Genomic DNA, 21,374 nt, shown 5'->3' on the forward strand with positions numbered 1-21,374 from the left:
TTAAAATCCCTCTATACAATGCTCAGCTTTCTCAAATTTGTTATCTTAACTTATTCATGAAGTACGCATTGTGAAACTACTTTTTTCTCTATCATTAACGACTGCAATTCTTTCTGGGTTATGGGCATGGGTTGCTGATCTCTTTGGCTTGATCAGTTGGGCGGGCTTTTTAGGCTGCACGGCTTATTTTGCTTATCCCAAAGAAGGGATAAAGGGATTGCTTGTCACTGCACTGACGGCTTTAAGTGGTGTTGTTTGGGGATTAGTCATTATTCATAGCGATAAACTCACCCATGACCTACCTAATTTTGCAGGCTACTTTGTGACCACGATTATCGCTTTTATCATGTGCTTTCAAGCCCAAAAATCGTGGTTGGCCTATATTCCTGGAACCTTTATCGGTGCCTGTGCAACCTTTGCAGCGCAAGGTAATTGGCAACTGACTATCCCGTCGCTTATTGTCGGCGTTTTATTTGGCTACGCAATGAAACAAAGTGGTCTCTGGTTAGTCAAAAAACTGGATAGCACTTCCTGATGTATAAAATAAATATATTTTTATATCAGGAAGATCTAAGAGAATTATAAAAATGAGGGTATTGATTACCCTCTAGCTATCAAAAAAACTGACTTTTTATTTATAGGCTATTGAAGCACCTGCAATTTTATTGAGTTCACAACGCGTTATTTTAATATTTGAATTTGATAAATATGCAGTGTTCATCAGCTGGAACATTGCTCTACCATACTCGTTCCCAACCGATTCCAATATAGATATTTCTTTTGTGTCCGAATCACCATCACGTAGAGTTATTGTGAAAAATGCTCTTTTGTTAAATACATCTTGTTCACCTAATGTGATAGTCGAAATTCTTTTTTCTTTATTGATGTAGGTATTACAATTATCTGAAAATGCCCTATTAATATTAATTTTTTCCGCCATGGAAAAACTTGAGAACAACATACAACTTAGTAAAATTATTTTTTTATTCATTGCATAAACCTTATTTAGAAAAATTATTTATCAAATGATTCACACATCCTGTTGAATAAGAAAAAATAGTATGAACTGATAAATCAGGAAGAATAGCCATATACACAAAACCATCATCGTCGTAACTCAGGTTACAAAGAAAATAATCATTAGTTTTATATTTGTATCCAGATGCTGTTTCTATCTCAACAGTCCAGTAATCAAAGTGGGATAAAAAGCCTGTTTCATATGGAAATGAATATCCCAATTTAGTTGTGTTCATATTTTTTAGGTTACTGTAATCAGCAGTAATATGAAGCATGCTATGAGGATAATCTGTAGAATGTGTGACACTAACAGATTGTAGCTCCTGTAAAGAGCAGTTCATCACATAAAAATAACCAGTATGGTTAGTTGAAATCGCTTTTTCTATTACGTTATCCATTTCTCTCCAATCTTTATTGAAAAATTAACTATGACAACCACCTGAATTCGAAAATTTTATAAGCAATTTAAAATTCTTAACTATATTAATAATCACAATACCATTATCCCAATGCCGGATATTACAGGCTTGTTTTCTATAAGATATGATTTTTCCTGTTGATATTTTAAAATCAACATCCCAATAGTCCGTATGACTCCACGCCATTACAGTGTACGTAAATTCACATCCAGACTCTGCCATTTCTAAATGCTCTAGCTTGCTAATTCGTTGTGTCGTTTTATTTTCTTTCAACCCAGAATAATAACTTACGATAATAGAATTAATGGTTTCACCACTACTATTTAATATAAAGAACGTACCTTTTTTAATAACACTTTCATAATCTCTTTTGTTAATAACATTATCTCGGCTATAACTTTCATCAATATTATTATTCATAATATACCCACTATTATTGAGTTCATAAAATAAACACTAATTTAGTGTATTACCCATTCACCCTACATGAGTAAGAAATTATTAGATTTAAAATGGTAAAGGGGAATAATAATAGATTAACTTATTTATTGATGCCTACTTCGCAATTTAAAAACAAATAAAAAACGCAGACATTGCCTGCGTTTTTTATCAATACATAAATATTAAAGAATGATAATCACACCGGCATTGACATAATCTCTTGGTACGCTGCCACCAGCTTATTACGCACCTGAATGCCCATTTGTAGGCTCAAGCTGGCTTTTTGCATATCGACCATCACATCATTTAATGAAACATCAGGCTTACCGAGGGTGAAATCCTGCACTTTTTGTGCAGATTGCACGCGAGTTTCATTGATTTTGTTCACGGATGCCACTAAGTGATCGGCAAAACCCACCGGCTCTACAACGGGTTTGGTGTTATGTGCCGCTTGAGTCGCCATCACATTTAGTTGGGAAACCACCCCTTCAATCGCTTGAATCGTCATTCTGTTCTCTTCAGTTAATCTCGGTTGAACGGTAAATTGAGCAAAAAATTGCCGTCACGAATTTTAGTTTGCCTACCCTACCACACCGTTTTTTACTTGAAGCCGATAAATAACACCAAAATTATAGGCTGATTCCGTCATTAGATTGCATCAAGACAATAAATAATAGCAGCGTAAAAAAATGAGGTTACGAAGAGGGAAATAAGATTGTTTCACCAAACGTATATTCATCCGTTTAGTTTGCATAGCAGGGAATATTTATGAGTACCGCATCTAAAGATACGGGGGAGGCCAAAAAAGGTTTTGCCTCACTGATCGAAAGCATCAAAGCCGACCCGAAAATACCGTTAATTATTGCCGGTGCTGCTGCGATATCTATTATTGTCGCCCTGCTCCTCTGGTTCCGTAGCCCTGACTATCGCGTGCTGCTGAGTAACCTTAGCGCAAAAGATGGTGGCGATATTGTCGGTCAATTGACCCAGATGAACGTCCCTTATCAAATCGCGGATAACGGCAGCGCTATTCTTGTGCCTGCTGATAAAGTCCATGAATTACGTTTGAAACTGGCGCAATCAGGTCTACCGAAAGGCGGAAATACCGGTTTTGAACTGCTTGATAAAGAACAATTTGGTATCAGCCAATTTAGCGAGCAAATCAACTACCAGCGCGCCCTTGAAGGGGAATTGTCTCGTACCATCGAATCTCTCAGCCCAGTTCAAAGCGCTCGAGTCCATTTAGCTATCCCTAAACCAACCTTATTCGTCCGTGAACAAAAACTGCCGACCGCCTCGGTCACTGTCGGTTTATTGCCGGGCAGAATGTTGGATGAAGGGCAAATTAGCGCTATCGTTCACATGGTTTCCAGCAGCGTGACAGGCTTAACCGCCGCCAACGTGATCATTGTCGACCAAACGGGTCGCCTACTCACCAACAACGATAATAGCCAGCAATCTGCCAATAGCGCACAAATCAAAATGACCAAAGAGATGGAAGCCCATCTTAAAGAGCGCATTGAAGATATTCTGTCGCCATTAGTCGGTCGTGCCAATATTCACGCGCAAGTCACTGCGCAGATGGATTTTTCAAAAGTTGAGCAGACTTCTGAAGAGTACAAGCCAAACCAAACCCCTGATGCGGCTGCGGTTCGTTCTCGCCAGAACAGCGAAAGTCTGCAAAACAGTAACGGTGGCCCAAGTGGCGTACCGGGCGCATTATCGAACCAACCAGTAAGCGCACCGAGCGCACCGATTGATGCTAATAAAGAAAGCACCGATGGGAAAACTGCCGGGAATAACCGTAATGGCACCCTCAATACCCAGCGTGATGAAACCACAAACTACGAAGTGGATCGCAAAATCAGTCACACACAGCGCCAAATTGGTGTCGTTGATCGACTGTCTGTTGCGGTGATCGTCAATTACCAATCCCAAGAAGGTGAGAAAGGCCCAGAAATGAAGCCGCTCCCGCCAGAAATGTTGCAACAAATTGATGCATTAACCCGTGAAGCGATGGGCTATTCCCCGCAGCGTGGCGACTCCATCAACATTACGAACTCCTTATTTACTGACGATACGCCAGTGGTTGAAGAGCCTTCGTTGTTGAATAACCCGCAAGTGATTGGCCAAGCGTTAGATTACGGCAAAATCTTGCTGATCGCGTTGATTGCTTGGTTTATGTGGCGCTTCGGTATCAAACCTCAGTGGGTGAAATATCGTAAAACCCAACAAGCGCAAATCGATGCTGAAATGTCCATTGCTAATGCATCTCAAGTCAAAGCGCCGTTCGTGGTGGAAGAAGAAATTAGTGAAGATATGGACGAGAAAACCCGTCGCCGTCTTACTCGTCAACGTGTTAGCGCTGAAATTCAAAGCCAGCGTATTCGTGAAATGGCAGAGAAAGACCCACAAGTCGTGGCAATGGTTATCCGTCAGTGGTTAGGAAAATCCCAATGAATTTAACTGGAACAGAAAAAAGCGCCGTAATGTTGATGACACTCGGCGAAGATCAGGCAGCGGAAGTGTTTAAGCACCTGAATCCCAAAGAAGTTCAGCAGTTGAGTATGGCGGTGTCCAACATGCGCCAAATCTCCAACAACGAACTGGCGGAAGTGCTCACCGAGTTTGAAGAGTCGGCAATTCAGTTTGCCGCCCTCAATATCAACACCAACGACTACCTGCGTTCGGTATTGGTCAAAGCGCTTGGGGAAGAACGTGCAGCCAGCCTTTTGGAAGATATTTTCGAGAAGCAAGAGACTACCTCTGGTATCGAAAGCCTCAACTATATGGAACCACAAACGGTTGCCGATATTATTCGCGACGAACATCCACAGATCATCGCTACAATTTTGGTTCACTTAAAACGCAACTTAGCGGCCGATGTTTTAGAGCTGTTCGAAGAGCGCCAACGTAACGACATTATGCTGCGTATTGCAACATTTGGTGGCGTTCAGCCAGCCGCATTAGCTGAACTGACCGAAGTTCTAAATAACCTGCTAGACGGTCAGAACCTCAAGCGCAGCAAAATGGGTGGCATAAGAACCGCGGCAGAAATTATCAACCTGATGAAAAATCAGCAAGAAGAAAGCGTTATCGATGCCATGCGTGATTACGATGGTGAGCTGGCTCAGCGCATTATCGACGAAATGTTCCTGTTCGAAAACCTTATCGAAGTGGACAACCGCAGCATTCAGCGCATTCTGCAAGACGTTTCTACCGACTCGCTGGTTATTGCCCTCAAAGGCAGCAACCAAGCTCTGCGCGACCATTTCCTCAACAATATGGCAGCGCGTGCAGCCGAGATTGTTCGCGACGATCTGGAATCTCGAGCGCCAGTTCGTATGTCACAAGTGGAAACCGAGCAGAAGGCTATTCTAATGATTGTTCGCCGCTTAATGGAGAAAGGCGAAATCGCGATTGGTGGTGGAGACGACGTGTATGTCTAATACATCCAAAAATAATCAGCAATGGCAACCTTGGCAGTTACGGGAACTTAATCAATGGGATTTGAATTCATCGGCTATCCCGCCGTTGAATGATGTTCCTGAACCGAACACGCCGAAAGTCCCCTGCTTAGAGCCAAAAGAAGTGCTCGAGCAGATCAACCTGCTGGATAACATCAAAGAGGATGCCCAGAAAACGGGCTTCCAACAAGGCTTTGAAAAAGGTCAAAAAGAGGGTTATCAGGCCGGTTTTACGGAAGGTTTACGTTCTGGTGAGCAGCAAGGGAGCGAGCAAGCCCTCGCCCTTCAGCAACCGGTGATTGAAACGTGGCAAAAACTGTTATCAGAATTTCACTATTCGCTGGATACCTTTGACACGGTAGTTACTACCAAATTGCTGCAAATCGCGCTAACCGCCGCGAAGCAAGTATTGGGGCAATCTACCGTGTGTGATGGTACCGCGCTATTAGAAGAAATTAGCCATTTAATGCAACAAAAACCAATATTTGCGAGCCAGCCTGAACTGCATGTGAACCCGAATCATGTGGCGCTTATCGAACAACACTTAGGCTCATTGTTAGACTTGAATGGCTGGCGCTTAGTCGCCGACCCAAGCCTGCATATGGGTGGCTGTCGCGTGGTCGCTGAAGATGGTGAAATTGATATGACGGTCGCCACTCGCTGGCAAGAATTATGCCGTCTATATGCACCGGAGAGCTTGTCATGACTGCGAGACTCGGCCGTTGGATAGCGTCTCTCGATGACTTAGAGTCACGCATGAAAGGCATTCCGATGGTACGCCGCTATGGACGTTTGACCAAAATTACAGGTCTCGTGATGGAAGCCGAAGGCATTAAAATGCCTTTAGGCGCCACCTGCTATATCGAACGCATTATTAATGGTGGCACTGACGAAGTTGTCTGCGAAGTGGTTGGCTTTAACGGACCTCGCATGTTGTTGATGCCGCTCTCCGACCTCGAAGGTATTTCGCCGGGTGCGCGCGTGTATGCGCAAACGTCTGGAGAAGACGGACAAACGAGTCGCCTGCTGCCACTTGGTAATGAACTACTTGGGCGCGTATTAGATGCCCAAGGGACTCCTCTGGATGGCAAAGGACCACTTGAAACCAAACAACGTGCGCCGTTGATCACGCCGTCCATCAACCCGCTGGAGCGTACGCCAATCCACGATATTTTAGATGTGGGCGTGCGAGCGATTAACTCGCTGCTAACTGTCGGTCGCGGCCAACGTATGGGACTGTTTGCAGGTTCCGGCGTCGGTAAAAGCGTCTTACTCGGCATGATGGCGCGTTTCACTCAAGCAGACATTATTGTCGTCGGGCTGATAGGTGAGCGTGGGCGCGAAGTTAAAGACTTTATTGAAAATATCTTAGGTGCCGAAGGGTTACGCCGAGCCGTTGTCGTCGCCGCGCCTGCAGATGTTTCGCCGTTACTACGGATGCAAGGTGCATCTTACGCTACCCGTATTGCGGAATATTTCCGTGACCAAGGCAAAAGCGTATTGCTGATCATGGATTCACTCACACGCTACAGTATGGCACAGCGTGAAATTGCGCTTGCCGTTGGTGAACCCCCAGCAACCAAAGGCTATCCACCGTCCGTTTTTGCGAAATTACCAGCCCTCGTTGAGCGTGCGGGTAATGGGAAAAACGGCGGCTCGATTACCGCCTTTTATACCGTGTTGACTGAAGGGGATGACCAACAAGACCCAATTGCAGACTCCGCACGCGCGATTTTAGATGGACACATTGTTCTGTCACGTTCATTGGCAGAATCTGGGCACTACCCTGCCATTGATATTGAAGCCTCCATTAGCCGTGCCATGACGGAGCTTATCGCCAAAGAACATTATCGTAAGATCCAGCGCTTTAAACAGCTCACCTCCAGCTATCAACGTAACCGTGACCTGATTAACGTCGGCGCTTATGCCATGGGCAGCGACCCAATGCTCGATACCGCAATTCAGTATTACCCAAGAATGTCGAAGTTTTTACAGCAAGATATTGATGAACGTTGTGATTATCAAACCGCTTGTGAACAACTGGCTCATGTTGTTCCCAATGAATAACGAGGAATGCGATGTCCAATAGTCATGCATTAGCGACCTTACTGAGCTTAGCAGAAGATGCCTCAGAGGAAGCGGCTAAAGTCCTTGCTCAAGTTCGCCAAACGCACACGCAAATGGCGGAGCAGTTGCACATGTTGGAAAACTATCAGTCAGAATATCGGCAGAAATTAAACCAAACATTGCACACGGGCATGGACTCGGACAAATGGCAGAACTATCAGCAATTTCTTGTGACTTTGGAACTGACTATCGAGCAGCAACAACAGCAATTAACGCTCTGGGAACAGCGCGTCAGTGACGCCAATCGTCATTGGCAAGAAAAACAGCAACGCGTCAATGCGTTCGATACCCTGATCCAGCGTGCAGAACACACTCAAAACCAACGTCAAAATCGCTTAGAGCAAAAGCAGATGGATGAATTTGCTCAACGCGCGACTTTACGGAGAACCCAATAAATGGACGTCAATGCAAACCTGTTGCCGGTCACCCCTGCCGCTAACACCGCGAAGGAACAGCCGCGAGACAAGCAAATTGATGAAAACCAAGCGCCTGCCGTCCCTTTTCAGGCCATGCTTGAAAACCAGCAATCACCAGAAAAAAACGGCGATAGCGCCCCTGCGCTCAATGGCAGTGCTAACGAAACACCTTTGAACCAACAGATCAGTGAGCAAAAACAATCTGATGCAGCCACAGCCAATTCAGAAAAATCCACTGACGCACCATTAGCAACGGACAAAATCGCAACCACAGAAAATCAGTTAGCTGAAAAAGAATCCATTCAAAATCAGTTAGCTCAAAAACAACAAGCTGAAAATACCTTAGCGCAGCTGAATTTCCGTCGTGATATTAATGCACAATCACCACTGCAAGCGGAGCTATTAACAGGTAAACAAGGCGATGAACAAGCCTTAATCAGCCAATTAAAACAAGCCATGGATGAACGTATTCAAGCGGCTGCTAACCCGCAAACCAGCACAGAGAAACCCTCTGCAACTCCGTTCACACAAACGCTGCAACAACTGACGGATGTGGCACGTAACGTAACGCCATTTGATGATAAAACCTTGGCTGGCGCACAATTACAGCTCGCCGGGGAAGCAGAAGAACCGACGCTCGCTTTAATGGGCAAAAAAGAAGTCGGTGAACGTCGCGATCAGGCGTTATTTGCATTGGACAATCCACGCGCAATCCCAACGAAAGATCTGAATCAAGATGCGATGTCCCTCGGTAAAAAAGCGCCGGGCACAGAATCATTGTCACAAATCACCAGTGCGACGGCTGAAAATACCCAGAATCTGCAAAACAGCGCTAAAGGGGCTTTTAGTGTTCAAGCTGAAAGTGGCGCATTTAGCAATACCGCAACACCGACGGTAACCCATGTTGCAGGCATTATGGCAACACCATCGGCCACACCAATGCCAACAGCAACACCTGCGATGCCAACGCCAACCATGAACTTTGCTACGCCGTTTGGTACTGAAGCTTGGCAGCAACAACTTAGCCAGCAAATGCTGTTTTTCTCTCGCCAAGGGGTTTCTCAAGCGCAAATTCGCTTACATCCTGAAGAGTTAGGTTCTCTCAATGTGCATTTGCGTATCGAAGATAATCAAGCCGTGATGCACTTCGTTTCTCCACATAGCCATGTTCGTGCTGCGATGGAAAGCATGATGCCAGTCCTGCGCAGTGCGCTGCAGGAAAGTGGTATTCATTTGGCCCAAGGCTCAGTGGGGCAAGATAACTTTAGCGGTCAATCAAACGCTGATCAGCAATCTCGCCAACATGATGGGCAAATTCAGCCGACCCATTCATCAATGGGCGCGGTTGGTATCAGTGAATCTCATGCCAGCGTGAGTGGGGTTAAATTGCCAACACATCAAGGTGGAATTAATACCTTTGCCTAAGAAATAATCTAATGGCGGTAATTTCAGGTCTAAAGCGTCGAGTTACCGCCTTTTTGTTTCGTTTTTCACTCCTTTAACTCTTCCCAATCTAGGGATAATGCTAGAGATCATAAAGTATAAAACTCCGTATGGGTTTGGCATTTACAACAGGAATTTTGCAACATGTCGTCTTCACGCAATCAATCTAAACGTTCGAACAAAGGGTTAATTTTGCTATTTGCCCTCATTGCCTTAGCCGGTGCAGGTTTCGGTGGTTACAGCTGGTGGACGACAAAACAAGAGGCGCAGGAGACTGTGAATGGGGAAGAAAAACGCCCAAATATGCCTCAACCGATTTTTATGGAGTTAGAACCGTTTACCGTTAACCTGCCAGGGGTAAACAATGCGGCAGATCGCGTGCTCTATATCCACATCACCTTACGTCTAGCGAATGAAAAGTCGCGTAAGCAACTTCATGAATACCTACCAGAAGTGCGTAGTCGCCTACTGTTATTGCTGTCAGAACAGCAATCTAAAAACATGGGTACTAACGAGGGTAAGTTGCAATTAATGAAAGATATTAAGGGGACACTTACCCCTACCCTGATCCCAGGCGATACCGATCAGGATATTTCAGACGTGTTATTTACTACTTTTATTCTGCGGTAAGACCCATGAGCGATAATATTTTATCTCAGGCTGAAATTGATGCGCTACTCAATGATGATGCGCCATCAAGCAACCAGCCATCAACGGATCTCCAAGGCAAAGACAACGTTCGCCCTTATGACCCGAATACCCAACGTCGGGTATTTCGTGAACGTATGCAGTCCTTGGAAATTATTAATGAGCGTTTTGCCCGTCAGTTCCGTATGGGGTTGTTTAACATGTTGCGCCGTAGCCCAGATATCACGGTTGGCGCCATTAAAATCGAACCTTATCATGAATTTGCGCGTAACTTGCCAGTTCCAACCAACCTGAACTTGATCCACATGCCACCGCTTCGTGGTACCGCACTGTTCACTTTCGAACCTGCGTTAGTGTACATCGCCGTGGATAACCTGTTTGGGGGAGATGGTCGATTCCCTGTTCGTTCGGAAGGTAAAGAGTTTACCAATACAGAACAACGCATTATCAACCGTATGCTGAAGCTGGCTTTAGGCGCTTATCGTGATGCGTGGAAGCCGATTGCGGACGTTGAAGTCGAGTATGTGCGTTCTGAAATCCAAGTTAAATTCACCAACATCACCACTTCCCCGAACGATATCGTGGTTACCACCCCGTTCTTAGTGGAAATTGGTAATACCGTTGGTGAATTCAGTATCTGTATCCCTATTGCCATGATTGAGCCATTGCGTGAGCGGTTAATTAACCCACCAATGGAGCAAGGGCATCAAGAAAATGAAGCGTGGGTAACTAACTTAGTCACGCAAGTAAAACGTTCAGAACTTGAACTGATTGCCAATTTGGTTGAGATCCCGCTGCGTATTTCTCGCTTACTGCAACTGCAAAAAGGGGATGTGCTCCCTATCGAGAAACCTGACCGTCTTATCGTCAATGTTGATGGCGTGCCAGTATTAACCAGTCAATACGGTACCCAAAACGGCCAGTATGCGCTGCGTGTGGAACATTTGATTAATCCTGTTTTAAACACTCTAGATGAGGAAAGTACCAATGAGTGAGGCGAAGAATTCTCTTGATGCATCAACCAACCACAATGAAGAGGATCTGTGGGCTGAGGCGCTGGAACAGCAAAAACAAGCGGAATCCGCCTCCGCAGGTATGCAAAATTTCGATAATTTCGACGGACAAAATCCATTAAATCAGTTATCTGATGTCGATATGATCATGGATATTCCTGTTCGCCTATCGGTGGAACTGGGTCGCACCAAAATGACAATTAAAAAATTACTGAGCCTGTCTCAAGGCTCTGTGGTTTCTTTAGATGGTTTAGCAGGCGAACCGCTGGATATTTTGATCAACGGTTATTTAATTGCCCAAGGTGAAGTGGTCGTGGTGTCTGACAATTATGGTATTCGTATCACTGACATCATCACGCCATCAGAACGTATGCGTCGCTTGAGCCGCTAGAAATGCCTGACGAAACAGCGGTATCTTTGCAAACCGAGGTGTCCTTGCAGACACCACCTTCACAGGTTGATTCGGCGCACACTCAAAAGCCTTTTTTGACCAGCACCGTCAACAGCGAAGGTAACTCCGCACAAGCTATCAACCAAAATGATAGCTTAGCGCAGATTTCAGGGGCACTTGGTGGGATCATTTTACTGATCTTACTGGGTGCGTGGCTGTTTAAGACATTTGGGTTTGGACGTAATCCACTTGTGAAACAGCAACTGATTAATGTGAAAGGTCGTTGTACTCTCGGTGGCAAAGAGCGTGTTGTCGTGGTGGAAGTGAATAACGAATATTTAGTGCTGGGCGTCACATCACAATCCGTGAATTTGCTTCACCAGTACCCTGCACCACTAGAAAACGATGTAGTGAACTTTGCCTCTGAACCGTTAACGTTTCAGTCGATTTTCAAGAAAAAACAGGATGCTGCTAACGCTGTGGCACCTGAAAAACAGTAACTGGAAGCGCCCATGTCACCTTTAAAACCTGCTGCCATTATCAGCGCTCTGTTACTTGTTCTGCCACAATCTGCCTCTGCGGCATTGCCTGCCGTGATCAGCCATACATTAGCCGATGGTGGTCAATCTTGGTCGTTGCCCGTTCAAACGTTACTGTTTTTAACCTTGCTGGGTTTTATCCCCGCAATGTTGCTGATGATGACCAGTTTTACCCGTATTATCATCGTATTAGGGTTACTCCGTAACGCCCTTGGTACGCCGTCTGCGCCACCAAACCAAGTGTTACTGGGTTTAGCTTTATTTTTAACATTCTTTGTGATGTCCCCGGTTGCCGATCAGGTTTATCGGGAGGCGTATCAGCCTTTTAGCGAAGATAAAATTAGCCTAGAAACTGCATTAGAAAAAGGCACTGCGCCACTGCGTACCTTTATGCTAGGGCAAACCCGTGAATCTGATTTAGCGCTCTTTGCCCGCATCGCCAAAGTGGGTGATATCCAAGAAGCCAAAGATGTGCCGATGCGTATTTTAATTCCGGCATTTATTACCAGTGAGCTAAAAACGGCATTCCAGATTGGTTTTACTATCTTTATCCCATTTTTGATTATCGACTTAGTCGTTGTCAGCGTATTGATGGCGCTGGGGATGATGATGGTGCCACCAGCGACAGTTTCATTACCGTTTAAGCTAATGCTATTTGTGTTAGTCGATGGCTGGCAGTTGCTACTTGGTTCCCTTTCCCAAAGCTTTTTTAATTAGGAGCACACATGACACCTGAATCTGTAATGGCAATGGGAACGGAAGCGATGAAAATCGCATTGATGCTGGCGGCGCCTTTGCTGTTAGCTGCACTGGCCGCGGGTTTAATTATCAGCCTACTGCAAGCGGCTACCCAAGTGAACGAAATGACGTTGTCGTTTATTCCTAAGATTTTATCGGTGATTTCAGTATTAATCATCGCGGGGCCATGGATGCTGAACCTGCTTACGGACTATATCCGCACATTGTTTAGTAACTTACCGTTTATCATTGGCTGATCATGTTAACCATTACCAGTGAAACGCTCACGCTATGGTTAAGCCAAGGTTTTTATCCTTTTGTTCGCCTATTAGCCCTGTTTGGTACCGCTCCGTTTTTTAATGAAAAACAGGCTATCAGTAAGGTACGTATCGCACTCGCCTTTTTTACTGTTTTAGTCATTTCCCCACAATTACCTATCGCAACTATCCCTCTATTCTCAGCTATGGGATTATGGGTCTGTGTGCAACAAATTGTGATTGGCGCTGCCATGGGATTGACCATGCAGATGGCGTTTGCCGCGGTACGTCATGCGGGGGAAGTGATTGGTTTGCAGATGGGGTTATCGTTCGCGACGTTCTTTGACCCGACTGGCGGCCCTAATATGCCAATCCTTGGACGAATTTTAAATTTAATCACGTTGCTGCTGTTTTTGTCGTTCGATGGGCATTTGTGGCTGATTTATATTCTGACGAACTCGTTTGAGCTGATCCCTATTCAAACCGCGCCCCTGCACCGCGATGGTTTTTGGGTGTTTTTACAATTTGCTAATACCATTTTTATCAATGGGTTAATGCTCGCCCTACCGTTTATTACGCTGTTTTTAATTCTCAACTTGTCCCTGGGTATTCTAAACCGAATGACGCCGCAGTTATCCGTGTTTGTGGTGGGTTTCCCTCTCACATTAACTATCGGTATCAGCATGTTGGGATTGATTATTTCTATCCTACCGCGCTATACAGAACGCCTTATCCATCAAGCGTTTGAGCAGCTGTCGTTAATGTTTAATTTGTGGGTTTGATCTAACCATCTCAAACGACATATTACTTCGCTCTTCTATTTCATAAGTACTGCGATATTCTGGTTCTTTTGTTCATTCACTATACAACTCTGCATAAGTTTTGTTCTGTCCCTCAAGTATTACGATGAATAATGGCCAAGCCATCTACTCTATTAATCTATTGTTTAATAATTAATTTATTAAAAAGTCAAACCCAGTGACCTTAAAAGAGAAAAACGAAATGTGGGGTTGGAATGAAAAAAATCGTGCAAGAAAAATCAGAAAGGGAAATTGGAAAGACGTATGAAAAATACTAAGAAGAAAACCCGCACCCGATACACATGCCACTGCTACAGGGTGCGGTAAAAATCAATTAACGGCCGCCAAATAATGACATGCTGTTGAGATCTTTGAAAATATCTTGAGAAGCTTGGAACATCGCCTTCTCTTTATAATAATCCGTTGTCGTCGCTGTCCAGTTCGTCTCTAACAACTCACTCTTACGCGCCGCATTCTGGATAGAACGGGTATCCGCTAAGAAATCAAGTTTATCAATCTCTTGCAGCTGTAAACCTTGTTTCGCTTCGATATTGGAGATTTGATCTAATGCCGCTTTGATGCCACGGTTAGCTGTATCCATACCCGCTTGCGCTCTGTCCAAATCTGCTTGCGGTGCATTTTCTTGTGGAATGCCCAGCGCTTTGATGCCTTCGTTCAATGCTTTAAATACATTGACCATACCCGCACCATCGGTTTCAAACACTTGGGCACCCGTGAAATAGGTAGTCATTTCACGTTCACTCGCGACGTTCTGAGTGATTGGCTTATCGCCACCGTGGTACAGCACTTCGCCGGCAGCATCAATTTCAAATGGTGGCTTATCAGATTTAAAGCCCGCAAAAATATAGCGACCATTACCGTCGGTAGTGTTGCCCAGCGCAACTAATTGCTCTTTCAGGCCAGTCAGTTGCTCAGCGAGTGAATTGCGGTCTTTATCACTCAAAGCGCCTTGGTTAGAGGCCTGAATGATGGTGGTATCGATTTGCGTCGTGACATCCGTCATTTGCGTCAGGATGCTCATTTGCAACGTCATACCGGTTTTCGCAAAACCGCGGCTGGTCACATATTGTTGGTTGCGGTTTTCAGACTGGTTAATACGCACCGCTTGAGATGACGCCTGCGGGTCATCTGAAGGCTTGTTTACACGCTGCCCTGAAGCTAATTGACTACCAGCCTCCATCCAACGAGATTGAGCGCCATTCATGTCCTGTAAGCGTTGGTGGAAAATCATATTCGTACTTAAACGCATCGCTTAAATCCTTATTAAATTCTGATTAAAACCCAGTGTTTTTGATCACTCAAAACGTCATCAATTAGAACGCACGCATTAATGCATTGAATAAATCATCAACCGTCTTTAATACCTGAGCATTAGCATTAAAGAATTGCTGGATTTTTTGCATCTGAATGCTCTCTTCATTCATGTTAACCCCTGAAATTTCTTGCTCTTGGCGATAGAAACTTTCGGTCATTTTGTTCTGGGTTTCAGAATCAATTTGCGCTTGCTTAGTACGGCTTCCCACATCATTGACTAATGTTGCGTAGAAATCAGAGAACGTCGAGCCACCATCAATCAGTTTTTGATCTTGCAGCTTAACTAACTCTTTGATGTTTTCGTTGTCACCCGGGCCACCGTCTTTGCTGCCTGCTTTTGCAAACTGCGAAGACTCGGTTACCAGCGTTGACATCCCGTTAACCACACCATTCATCGGTTTAACGACGAAAGTATCCCCTTGTGCAGGAGTATTGGTCGTGATTTTGAGTTCAATACCTTCAAATTTCAGTGAGCCTGAAGTGCTAGTATCTACTTTAACGTCAACGCCATCCGGTAAACGGGTCACATTCCATTTGCCACCATCAAAACGCATTTCATAGTTTTTGCCCGTAACTTGAGAAACATCGCTGTAACTCAAATCAAAGTCAGTTTTACCAGTATTGAAGGTGTTACTGACCACAGTGCCTTTACCAATCGCGAAAAAGTCTTTGCCAGTTTCGCCATTAGAATCAAAGCCTTTTTGGTGGATTTCATTAAATTTAGTCGCGAAAACTAACGCTAATTTATTGATTTTTTGATAAGCAGGGTCGAGCACTTCTTGGCGTGAACGTAAAATACCGCTCAATTCGCCGCCTTTGAACGCTTCGTCAGGGATTTCACGAACTTGGTCATTTGCCCCCACAAAACCAATGCTAAAACGGCTATCATCTTTTGAGGATGGCACCGCTTCTAAGCGGTTAGCTTTTTCGCCAGTAACCAGCGGTAACCCGTTGGCAAAGGTCACGTTATAGTTGCCGTTTTGTTCGATAACTTTAACGCCAATCAACGAGTTAACTTCGTTCACTAAGCGGTCACGCACATCCAGCAGGTCATTAGGCTCTGAACCACTGACGGAGCGCACACGTGCGATTTGTTGGTTTAATCCCGCAATTTTTTCTGCGTAGACGTTGATATCTTTCACCTTATTTTCAATTTGGCGGTTGATATCACGTTCCATCTCTTGCAGTTGTTTATCAGCTTCTTTGAATTGAGAAACTAACGCGTTGGATTGTCCTAAGAAAACGTCAAGTAGCGTTTTGTCGCTTGCATCACTGCTCGCTGTATCCAGCGCAGTAAAGAAGCTGCCGATGCTACCAGACAAGTCTTCGACATTGTTTGTCAGTAGGTCATCCACTTTGTTGCAGTTTTTCACATACGCTTCGAAATCACCGCTACGCGCGCGGGATTGGCTGTATTGCGCATTAACAAATTCATCAAACTCACGGCGAACATGGCTGAAATAGGTGCCGTTACCAAAATAACCATTAGGTGTCATCGTACCGGGATTCTCCCCGAAAACAGCACTTTGGCGGTGATAGTAACCTACGCCAGCGTTCGCTAAGTTGTTAGAAATAACACTTAACCCGCCTTGCGCAGCGTTCACACCACTGAGCGCATTATTCATTACATTGTTCAGCATAAGCTTTTCCTATTCTTGGGACTGAGCGCTTTGATTGGCTGACTCAATCTCAGCGCTAGCCACTCAAAATTTTTCACTTATTTATTTATCGGAAAATTGGCGCAAATGTTTAGCGCAAACTTTGATTTATTGCGACGCTTTAAAAGATATCGTTTAAGTCGATGTTATAAGCTTGAATCGCCCGTGATGCCGAGGTATTCGCCACACTGCCCGAACCACGAATCTGGTTAATTAACGTGATCAATTTGTCTGAATATCCTGGGTCGGTGGCATATCCCGCTTTATGAAGGCGACGTGCAGCAATTTCTGGGGTTGCGGCGTGTTTAACGTCTTTATAGCGAGGATTTTCCGTTAACAGGCTGATATAATCGGAAATCGCCTCTTCATAGGAGCTATACACACGGAAATCATCGCGCATTTTGATGGTTTTGCCGTTGATCACTTCCGTAGTCATAATATTTGTGACCGGTCCTTGCCAATTTTTACCGGCTTTAATACCAAATAAGTTATGGCTGGTTTTGCCTTCTGCTGTCAGAATCTCTCGTTTTCCCCAACCACTTTCTAATGCCGCTTGCGCCAAAATTAAGAAATGGGAAATACCGCTTTTTTCACTGGCATTTTTAGCAGGCTCAATCAATTGATTGATGAAATTGCTGCTATTGAGTGATAAGGATTTGATTTGCTTGAAAGGTGATGCCAGTGCATCCCCCATGGCAGGAGCAAATCGTCGAACCATTTGCTCTAATGCGAACGGTGGCAACGATTGCAGATCCTGCTCATTCAGTGGCATAAATGCACCTTGTGCAGGTGAGCTTGGCGATTGGTCACGGGTCAGTTGCTGATACATCATTTCCCCAAAACCAAGCCCTTTTTGGGCAAGATCTTGGGCAATTTGTTGGTCATACATACTGGTCATCATGCGCGTTTGGTCGCTGGAAAACATGCCATCCTGCGGTAATGCAGAACGCATGCTTTTGAGCATCATTTCCACGAATGTCGCTTCCAATTGCTGCGTCACTTGACGCAGCCCTTGTTCTGGCGATTTGTTTAACTCACCTTTTAAACTGGTTAACGACTGGACATCATACGCAGCCCCTTGTAATAACTGCATATCGCTCATTAGATGATCTCCAGTTTCGCACGTAGGCAGCCCGCACTTTCCATCGCTTGCAAGATAGACATCAAATCTGTTGGCGTTGCCCCTAAGGTATTGAGCGCCTGGATAACTTGGTTAAGTTGAACGCTTGCATTCACTTTTTGCAGCGCCCCACCTTGCTCTTTCACGCCAATATTGGTATTACGCGTGACCACCGTTTGCCCACCAGCAAATGGCGTATTCGGTTGGTTAACTTGGGTTTGACGGTCAACCGTCACGGCTAAGCTACCGTGTGCGACCGCGCAACTGTCTAAGGTGACACTACGGTTAATCACTACTGAGCCGGTGCGTGAATTTAGGATAACTTTGGCTTCTGCCATCGGTGTGCGCACGTTCAGCTCTTGAACTCGTGATAAAAAGCGGACTTGATCTGTATTATTTGCAGGAACGAGTAATTGAACAGTTCGCGAATCTAATGCGCGCGCAGAACCCATTCCACCCAGACGGTTAATCGCATCTGAAATGTCTTGCGCTAATGCGAAGCTGTCTTCATTAAGTTGCAGGTTGATAGCACCACTTTGACCAAAGCTACTGGCCAGTTCACGCTCAATCGTTGCGCCATCAGTAATGCGTCCACCATTAAGTTGGTTGACTTTGACGCTGCTTCCGCCTGCACTAGCCCCTGCACCGCCCACTAAAACGTTACCTTGCGCCATCGCATAAATTTGCCCATCAACCCCTTTTAATGGGGTCATCAGCAAGGTACCACCGCGTAAACTTTTTGCGTTACCCATCGAGGAAACAACCACATCCACCGATTGACCAGAGCGACCAAATGGCGGCATCTTCGCCGTGACCATAACGGCTGCGACGTTTTTCAGCTGCATGTTGGTGCCCGGTGGAACGGTGATACCCATCTGGGACAACATGTTATTTAAGCTTTGAGTGGTAAATGGCGTTTGCATGGTTTGGTCACCCGTTCCATCCAATCCGACCACTAAACCATAACCAATTAATGGGTTATCTCTCACCCCTTGCACCGTGGTGAGATCTTTAATTCGTTCGCTGTAGGCAGGAGCAACAAATAGGCTCCCGAAAAGGCAAACAAATGAAATGAGAACGAATAATTTGTTTTTCATTGATTTTTCTCGGCTATTAGCTGACGGATATTCACTTAGTAAGGGGATACATTTAAGAAGAAACGCTGTAACCACCCCATTGTTTGGGACTCGTTGATATAGCCATCACCAACGTATTCAATCCGAGCATCAGCCACTTGCGTGGAACTTACATTGTTATCTGCGCCAATCGTGCGCGGGTTAACTACCCCTGAGAAGCGAATAGATTCCGTTCCCTGATTAATCGCAATGCGTTTTTCACCCACGACATGCAAATTGCCATTTGCTAATAACTGGTCAACGGTCACGGTAATTGTGCCTTTAAAGGTATTGTTGGCATTTGCGCCACCTTTGCCGTTAAAGTCACTGTTTCCTTTCACATCAATTTCTGTGTTGCTACCGCCTAACCAACCTTGCATAAACCCAGGCAGAATCGCTGCCAAGAATCCGGTTTTTCCGCTACGGTTTGCATTTGCCGACGAGTTTTTACTCGCACTCACGTTTTCTTGTAGGTTGATCGTTAAGATGTCGCCAACGTTACGAGGTCTTCTGTCTTCAAATAGCGGCTGGTAGCCGTAGTAAGCAGGTTGAGCACTCTGAAAAATAGCACCGTTAGGAGCGGGTGCTGTGGGTGCAGTCGGTACTGCACTGGTTTGTGTGTCCACCAGCGGGCGTGGCTTAATATGTGCACAGCCATTTAATGTGACCGCCACTGCCGCAACCAAACAGACGGATTTTGTGGTCTGTAACACTGTTTTTTTCCGCTTAGGAACAATACCGTTTTCAATCATCATGCGACTCTTTTGCTACTGGATACCTTTGTCATCACGAAAGGCAGTTCACGATGTTATTCATGAACTGCCATCCTTACTTACAGCTGTGTCAGACGTTGCAGCATTTGGTCTGATGCAGAAACTGCCTTGCTGTTAATTTCGTATGCACGTTGAGTTTGGATCATGTTCACCAACTCTTCGGCAACGTTAACGTTTGAGGTTTCTAACATACCTTGATACAGCAACCCGGCGCCGTTGGTGCCCGGAGCACTCTCATTCGGTGCCCCTGAACTTGCGGTTTCCATATACAGGTTTTCACCCATGCTTTCTAAGCCAGCATCGTTAATAAAAGTGGTTAACGTGATTTGACCGATTTGCTGTGGTTGGTTGTCTCCATACACGGTGACTGAAACCGTACCATCACGGGCAATACTCAAGCTGTTGGCGTTTTCTGGGATCATGATCGCCGGAACCACTTGATAGCCACTCGATGTCACTAACTGGCCATCTTGGTTACGCTGAAGCGCACCATCACGGGTGTAAGCATCGGTACCATCAGGCATCTGAACGTGTAAAAAACCTTGGCCTTTAATGGCGATATCCGTGGTCGTGCCGGTTTTGTTCAAGTTACCTTGGCTATGAATACGTACTGTCGCCACTGGGCGCGCACCGGTACCCATTTGTAAACCTGATGGTAATGAAGTTTGTTCTGAACTCATCGCACCCGGTTGACGGATGTTTTGGTACAGTAAATCTTCAAATACCGCACGTTGGCGTTTAAAACCGTTAGTGCTGACGTTTGCCAAGTTGTTGGAAATTACGTCTAGGTTAGTTTGTTGAGCATCAAGCCCTGTTTTTGCAATCCATAAAGAGCGGATCATAGTCATTCCTTACTAACAATTGCCGTCCAGCGGCTAGCTGTTAGTGATTAGCTGATCGTAAGTAGTTGATTGGCACGCTGCGCATTTTCGTCTGCGCTGTGGATCACTTTCATTTGCATTTCAAAATGGCGAGCATTGGCTATCATGGAGACCATGGCTTCAGCGGCATTGACGTTACTGCCTTCAATCACCCCAGAAGTCACGACCGCACGCTCGCTCATCGGTAATCCTTCGCCATTCGCTGCTTGCGCCTGAGGGGATAAGTGGAATAACCCATCTTCGCCACGGACTAAGTCTTGCGGCTGCGCTTCAACCACTTTGAGGCGACCAATCTGTCCCAACATGGTTGGCGGATCGGTTGCCAGCAACGCGGTAATGGTTCCATCGTTACCGATAGTTAATTCCGCATTAGGTGGCACGTTGATAGCCCCGCCATCCCCTTGCAACACACGCTCACCAATCATCAATTCACCGTCTGGCGAAATTTGAATGTTACCGTTGCGGGTATACGCTTCCGTGCCATCGCCTAAAGCGACTGCCAAAAAGTGTTTATCATTCAACGCAACATCCATCGGTCTACCGGTATAGTTCAGTTGACCTTGGCTCATATCCGCACCGGGTGTTGATGCGACAACTAGCGTACGCGTCTGCTCGGTATCACCGTGAATAGGCACTGCGCGCATCGCTGACAGCTGAGCTTTAAAGCCTGCTGTTGAAACGTTCGCAATGTTATTCGAAACAATACTTTGGTTTTCAAGCGCATGACGCGCCCCGCCCATTGCGGTATAAATGACATGATCCATCGCCAGCCTCTA

General features: G+C 45.3%; 18 protein-coding genes and 7 pseudogenes. 14 read left to right on the forward strand and 11 right to left on the reverse strand.

Going from position 1 to position 21,374, the window contains the following annotated elements; genetic code table 11:
- Positions 1-70 precede the first annotated feature (70 nt).
- Positions 71-547 (forward strand): annotated as a pseudogene (locus GKR74_RS14770) (DUF1097 domain-containing protein).
- 84 nt (positions 548-631) lie between these two features.
- On the opposite strand, the gene GKR74_RS14775 reads toward GKR74_RS14770, so the two are convergent.
- The 4 genes and pseudogenes from GKR74_RS14775 to fliE form a co-directional block, all read right to left on the reverse strand.
- Positions 632-991, reverse strand: coding sequence for a hypothetical protein (locus tag GKR74_RS14775; RefSeq protein WP_154604149.1), 360 nt, complete (start codon positions 989-991; stop codon positions 632-634).
- 10 nt (positions 992-1,001) lie between these two features.
- Positions 1,002-1,415, reverse strand: a complete 414-nt coding sequence (locus GKR74_RS14780; protein WP_154604150.1) for a hypothetical protein — start codon at positions 1,413-1,415, stop codon at positions 1,002-1,004.
- A 24-nt stretch (positions 1,416-1,439) separates the two neighbouring features.
- Entirely contained in the window at positions 1,440-1,856 is a 417-nt protein-coding gene (locus GKR74_RS14785; RefSeq protein WP_154604151.1) for a hypothetical protein, read from the reverse strand.
- Between the two features lie 220 nt (positions 1,857-2,076).
- Positions 2,077-2,385 (reverse strand): annotated as a pseudogene (gene fliE / locus GKR74_RS14790) (flagellar hook-basal body complex protein FliE); the annotation flags it as partial.
- Positions 2,386-2,645: 260 nt separating this feature from the next.
- On the opposite strand from fliE, the pseudogene fliF reads away from it, so the two are divergent.
- The 13 genes and pseudogenes from fliF to fliR form a co-directional block, all read left to right on the forward strand.
- Positions 2,646-4,343, forward strand: a pseudogene (gene fliF / locus GKR74_RS14795) (flagellar basal-body MS-ring/collar protein FliF).
- Complete coding sequence (fliG, locus tag GKR74_RS14800; protein ID WP_006657530.1) at positions 4,334-5,326, forward strand: flagellar motor switch protein FliG; 993 nt, start codon at positions 4,334-4,336, stop codon at positions 5,324-5,326. Before fliF ends, fliG begins: the two are co-directional and overlap by 10 nt.
- A pseudogene (fliH, locus tag GKR74_RS14805) lies at positions 5,319-6,074 on the forward strand (flagellar assembly protein FliH). Before fliG ends, fliH begins: the two are co-directional and overlap by 8 nt.
- Positions 6,047-7,411 carry a flagellar protein export ATPase FliI gene (gene fliI, locus GKR74_RS14810; RefSeq protein WP_036951385.1) on the forward strand — a complete coding sequence of 455 codons (1,365 nt, stop codon included), beginning with the start codon at positions 6,047-6,049 and terminating at the stop codon, positions 7,409-7,411. The pseudogene fliH and the gene fliI overlap by 28 nt, the downstream one beginning before the upstream one ends.
- 11 nt (positions 7,412-7,422) lie before the next feature.
- Positions 7,423-7,866: a flagellar export protein FliJ gene (fliJ, locus tag GKR74_RS14815; protein ID WP_154604154.1), complete on the forward strand. Its 444-nt coding sequence runs from the start codon at positions 7,423-7,425 to the stop codon at positions 7,864-7,866.
- Positions 7,867-9,312 carry a flagellar hook-length control protein FliK gene (locus GKR74_RS14820; protein WP_154604155.1) on the forward strand — a complete coding sequence of 482 codons (1,446 nt, stop codon included), beginning with the start codon at positions 7,867-7,869 and terminating at the stop codon, positions 9,310-9,312.
- Positions 9,313-9,474: 162 nt separating this feature from the next.
- The gene (gene fliL / locus GKR74_RS14825; RefSeq protein ID WP_154604156.1) at positions 9,475-9,960 is read left to right on the forward strand and encodes a flagellar basal body-associated protein FliL; all 486 of its coding nucleotides are present in this window, start codon (positions 9,475-9,477) and stop codon (positions 9,958-9,960) included.
- A 5-nt stretch (positions 9,961-9,965) separates the two neighbouring features.
- A pseudogene (fliM, locus tag GKR74_RS14830) lies at positions 9,966-10,958 on the forward strand (flagellar motor switch protein FliM); the annotation flags it as partial.
- A 7-nt stretch (positions 10,959-10,965) separates the two neighbouring features.
- Positions 10,966-11,382 (forward strand): flagellar motor switch protein FliN, encoded by a 417-nt coding sequence (gene fliN, locus GKR74_RS14835; RefSeq protein ID WP_036951399.1) that lies wholly within the window; start codon positions 10,966-10,968, stop codon positions 11,380-11,382.
- Between the two features lie 2 nt (positions 11,383-11,384).
- The gene (gene fliO / locus GKR74_RS14840; protein WP_154604158.1) at positions 11,385-11,882 is read left to right on the forward strand and encodes a flagellar biosynthetic protein FliO; all 498 of its coding nucleotides are present in this window, start codon (positions 11,385-11,387) and stop codon (positions 11,880-11,882) included.
- 12 nt (positions 11,883-11,894) lie between these two features.
- Entirely contained in the window at positions 11,895-12,638 is a 744-nt protein-coding gene (gene fliP / locus GKR74_RS14845; protein ID WP_154604159.1) for a flagellar type III secretion system pore protein FliP, read from the forward strand.
- Positions 12,639-12,646: 8 nt separating this feature from the next.
- A pseudogene (fliQ, locus tag GKR74_RS14850) lies at positions 12,647-12,925 on the forward strand (flagellar biosynthesis protein FliQ).
- Positions 12,919-13,692: pseudogene (gene fliR / locus GKR74_RS14855) on the forward strand (flagellar biosynthetic protein FliR); the annotation flags it as partial. The pseudogenes fliQ and fliR, both read left to right, overlap by 7 nt.
- A gap of 358 nt (positions 13,693-14,050) precedes the next feature.
- On the opposite strand, the gene flgL reads toward fliR, so the two are convergent.
- From flgL to GKR74_RS14890, 7 genes are all read right to left on the reverse strand, one after another.
- Entirely contained in the window at positions 14,051-14,986 is a 936-nt protein-coding gene (flgL, locus tag GKR74_RS14860) for a flagellar hook-associated protein FlgL (protein ID WP_154604161.1), read from the reverse strand.
- Positions 14,987-15,050: 64 nt separating this feature from the next.
- Complete coding sequence (gene flgK / locus GKR74_RS14865; protein ID WP_154604162.1) at positions 15,051-16,691, reverse strand: flagellar hook-associated protein FlgK; 1,641 nt, start codon at positions 16,689-16,691, stop codon at positions 15,051-15,053.
- A gap of 139 nt (positions 16,692-16,830) precedes the next feature.
- Positions 16,831-17,811, reverse strand: coding sequence for a flagellar assembly peptidoglycan hydrolase FlgJ (flgJ, locus tag GKR74_RS14870; RefSeq protein WP_154604163.1), 981 nt, complete (start codon positions 17,809-17,811; stop codon positions 16,831-16,833).
- Complete coding sequence (locus GKR74_RS14875; protein ID WP_036951445.1) at positions 17,811-18,926, reverse strand: flagellar basal body P-ring protein FlgI; 1,116 nt, start codon at positions 18,924-18,926, stop codon at positions 17,811-17,813. The genes flgJ and GKR74_RS14875 overlap by 1 nt, the downstream gene beginning before the upstream one ends.
- Positions 18,927-18,961: 35 nt before the next feature.
- Positions 18,962-19,696 carry a flagellar basal body L-ring protein FlgH gene (locus GKR74_RS14880; RefSeq protein ID WP_154604439.1) on the reverse strand — a complete coding sequence of 245 codons (735 nt, stop codon included), beginning with the start codon at positions 19,694-19,696 and terminating at the stop codon, positions 18,962-18,964.
- A gap of 80 nt (positions 19,697-19,776) precedes the next feature.
- Positions 19,777-20,559, reverse strand: coding sequence for a flagellar basal-body rod protein FlgG (flgG, locus tag GKR74_RS14885; RefSeq protein ID WP_006657513.1), 783 nt, complete (start codon positions 20,557-20,559; stop codon positions 19,777-19,779).
- Between the two features lie 47 nt (positions 20,560-20,606).
- Positions 20,607-21,362, reverse strand: coding sequence for a flagellar basal body rod protein FlgF (locus tag GKR74_RS14890; protein ID WP_154604164.1), 756 nt, complete (start codon positions 21,360-21,362; stop codon positions 20,607-20,609).
- Positions 21,363-21,374: the final 12 nt, after the last annotated feature.

The sequence above is a fragment of the Providencia sp. wls1914 genome (genome assembly GCF_009706645.1).
GTDB lineage: Bacteria > Pseudomonadota > Gammaproteobacteria > Enterobacterales > Enterobacteriaceae > Providencia > Providencia zhijiangensis.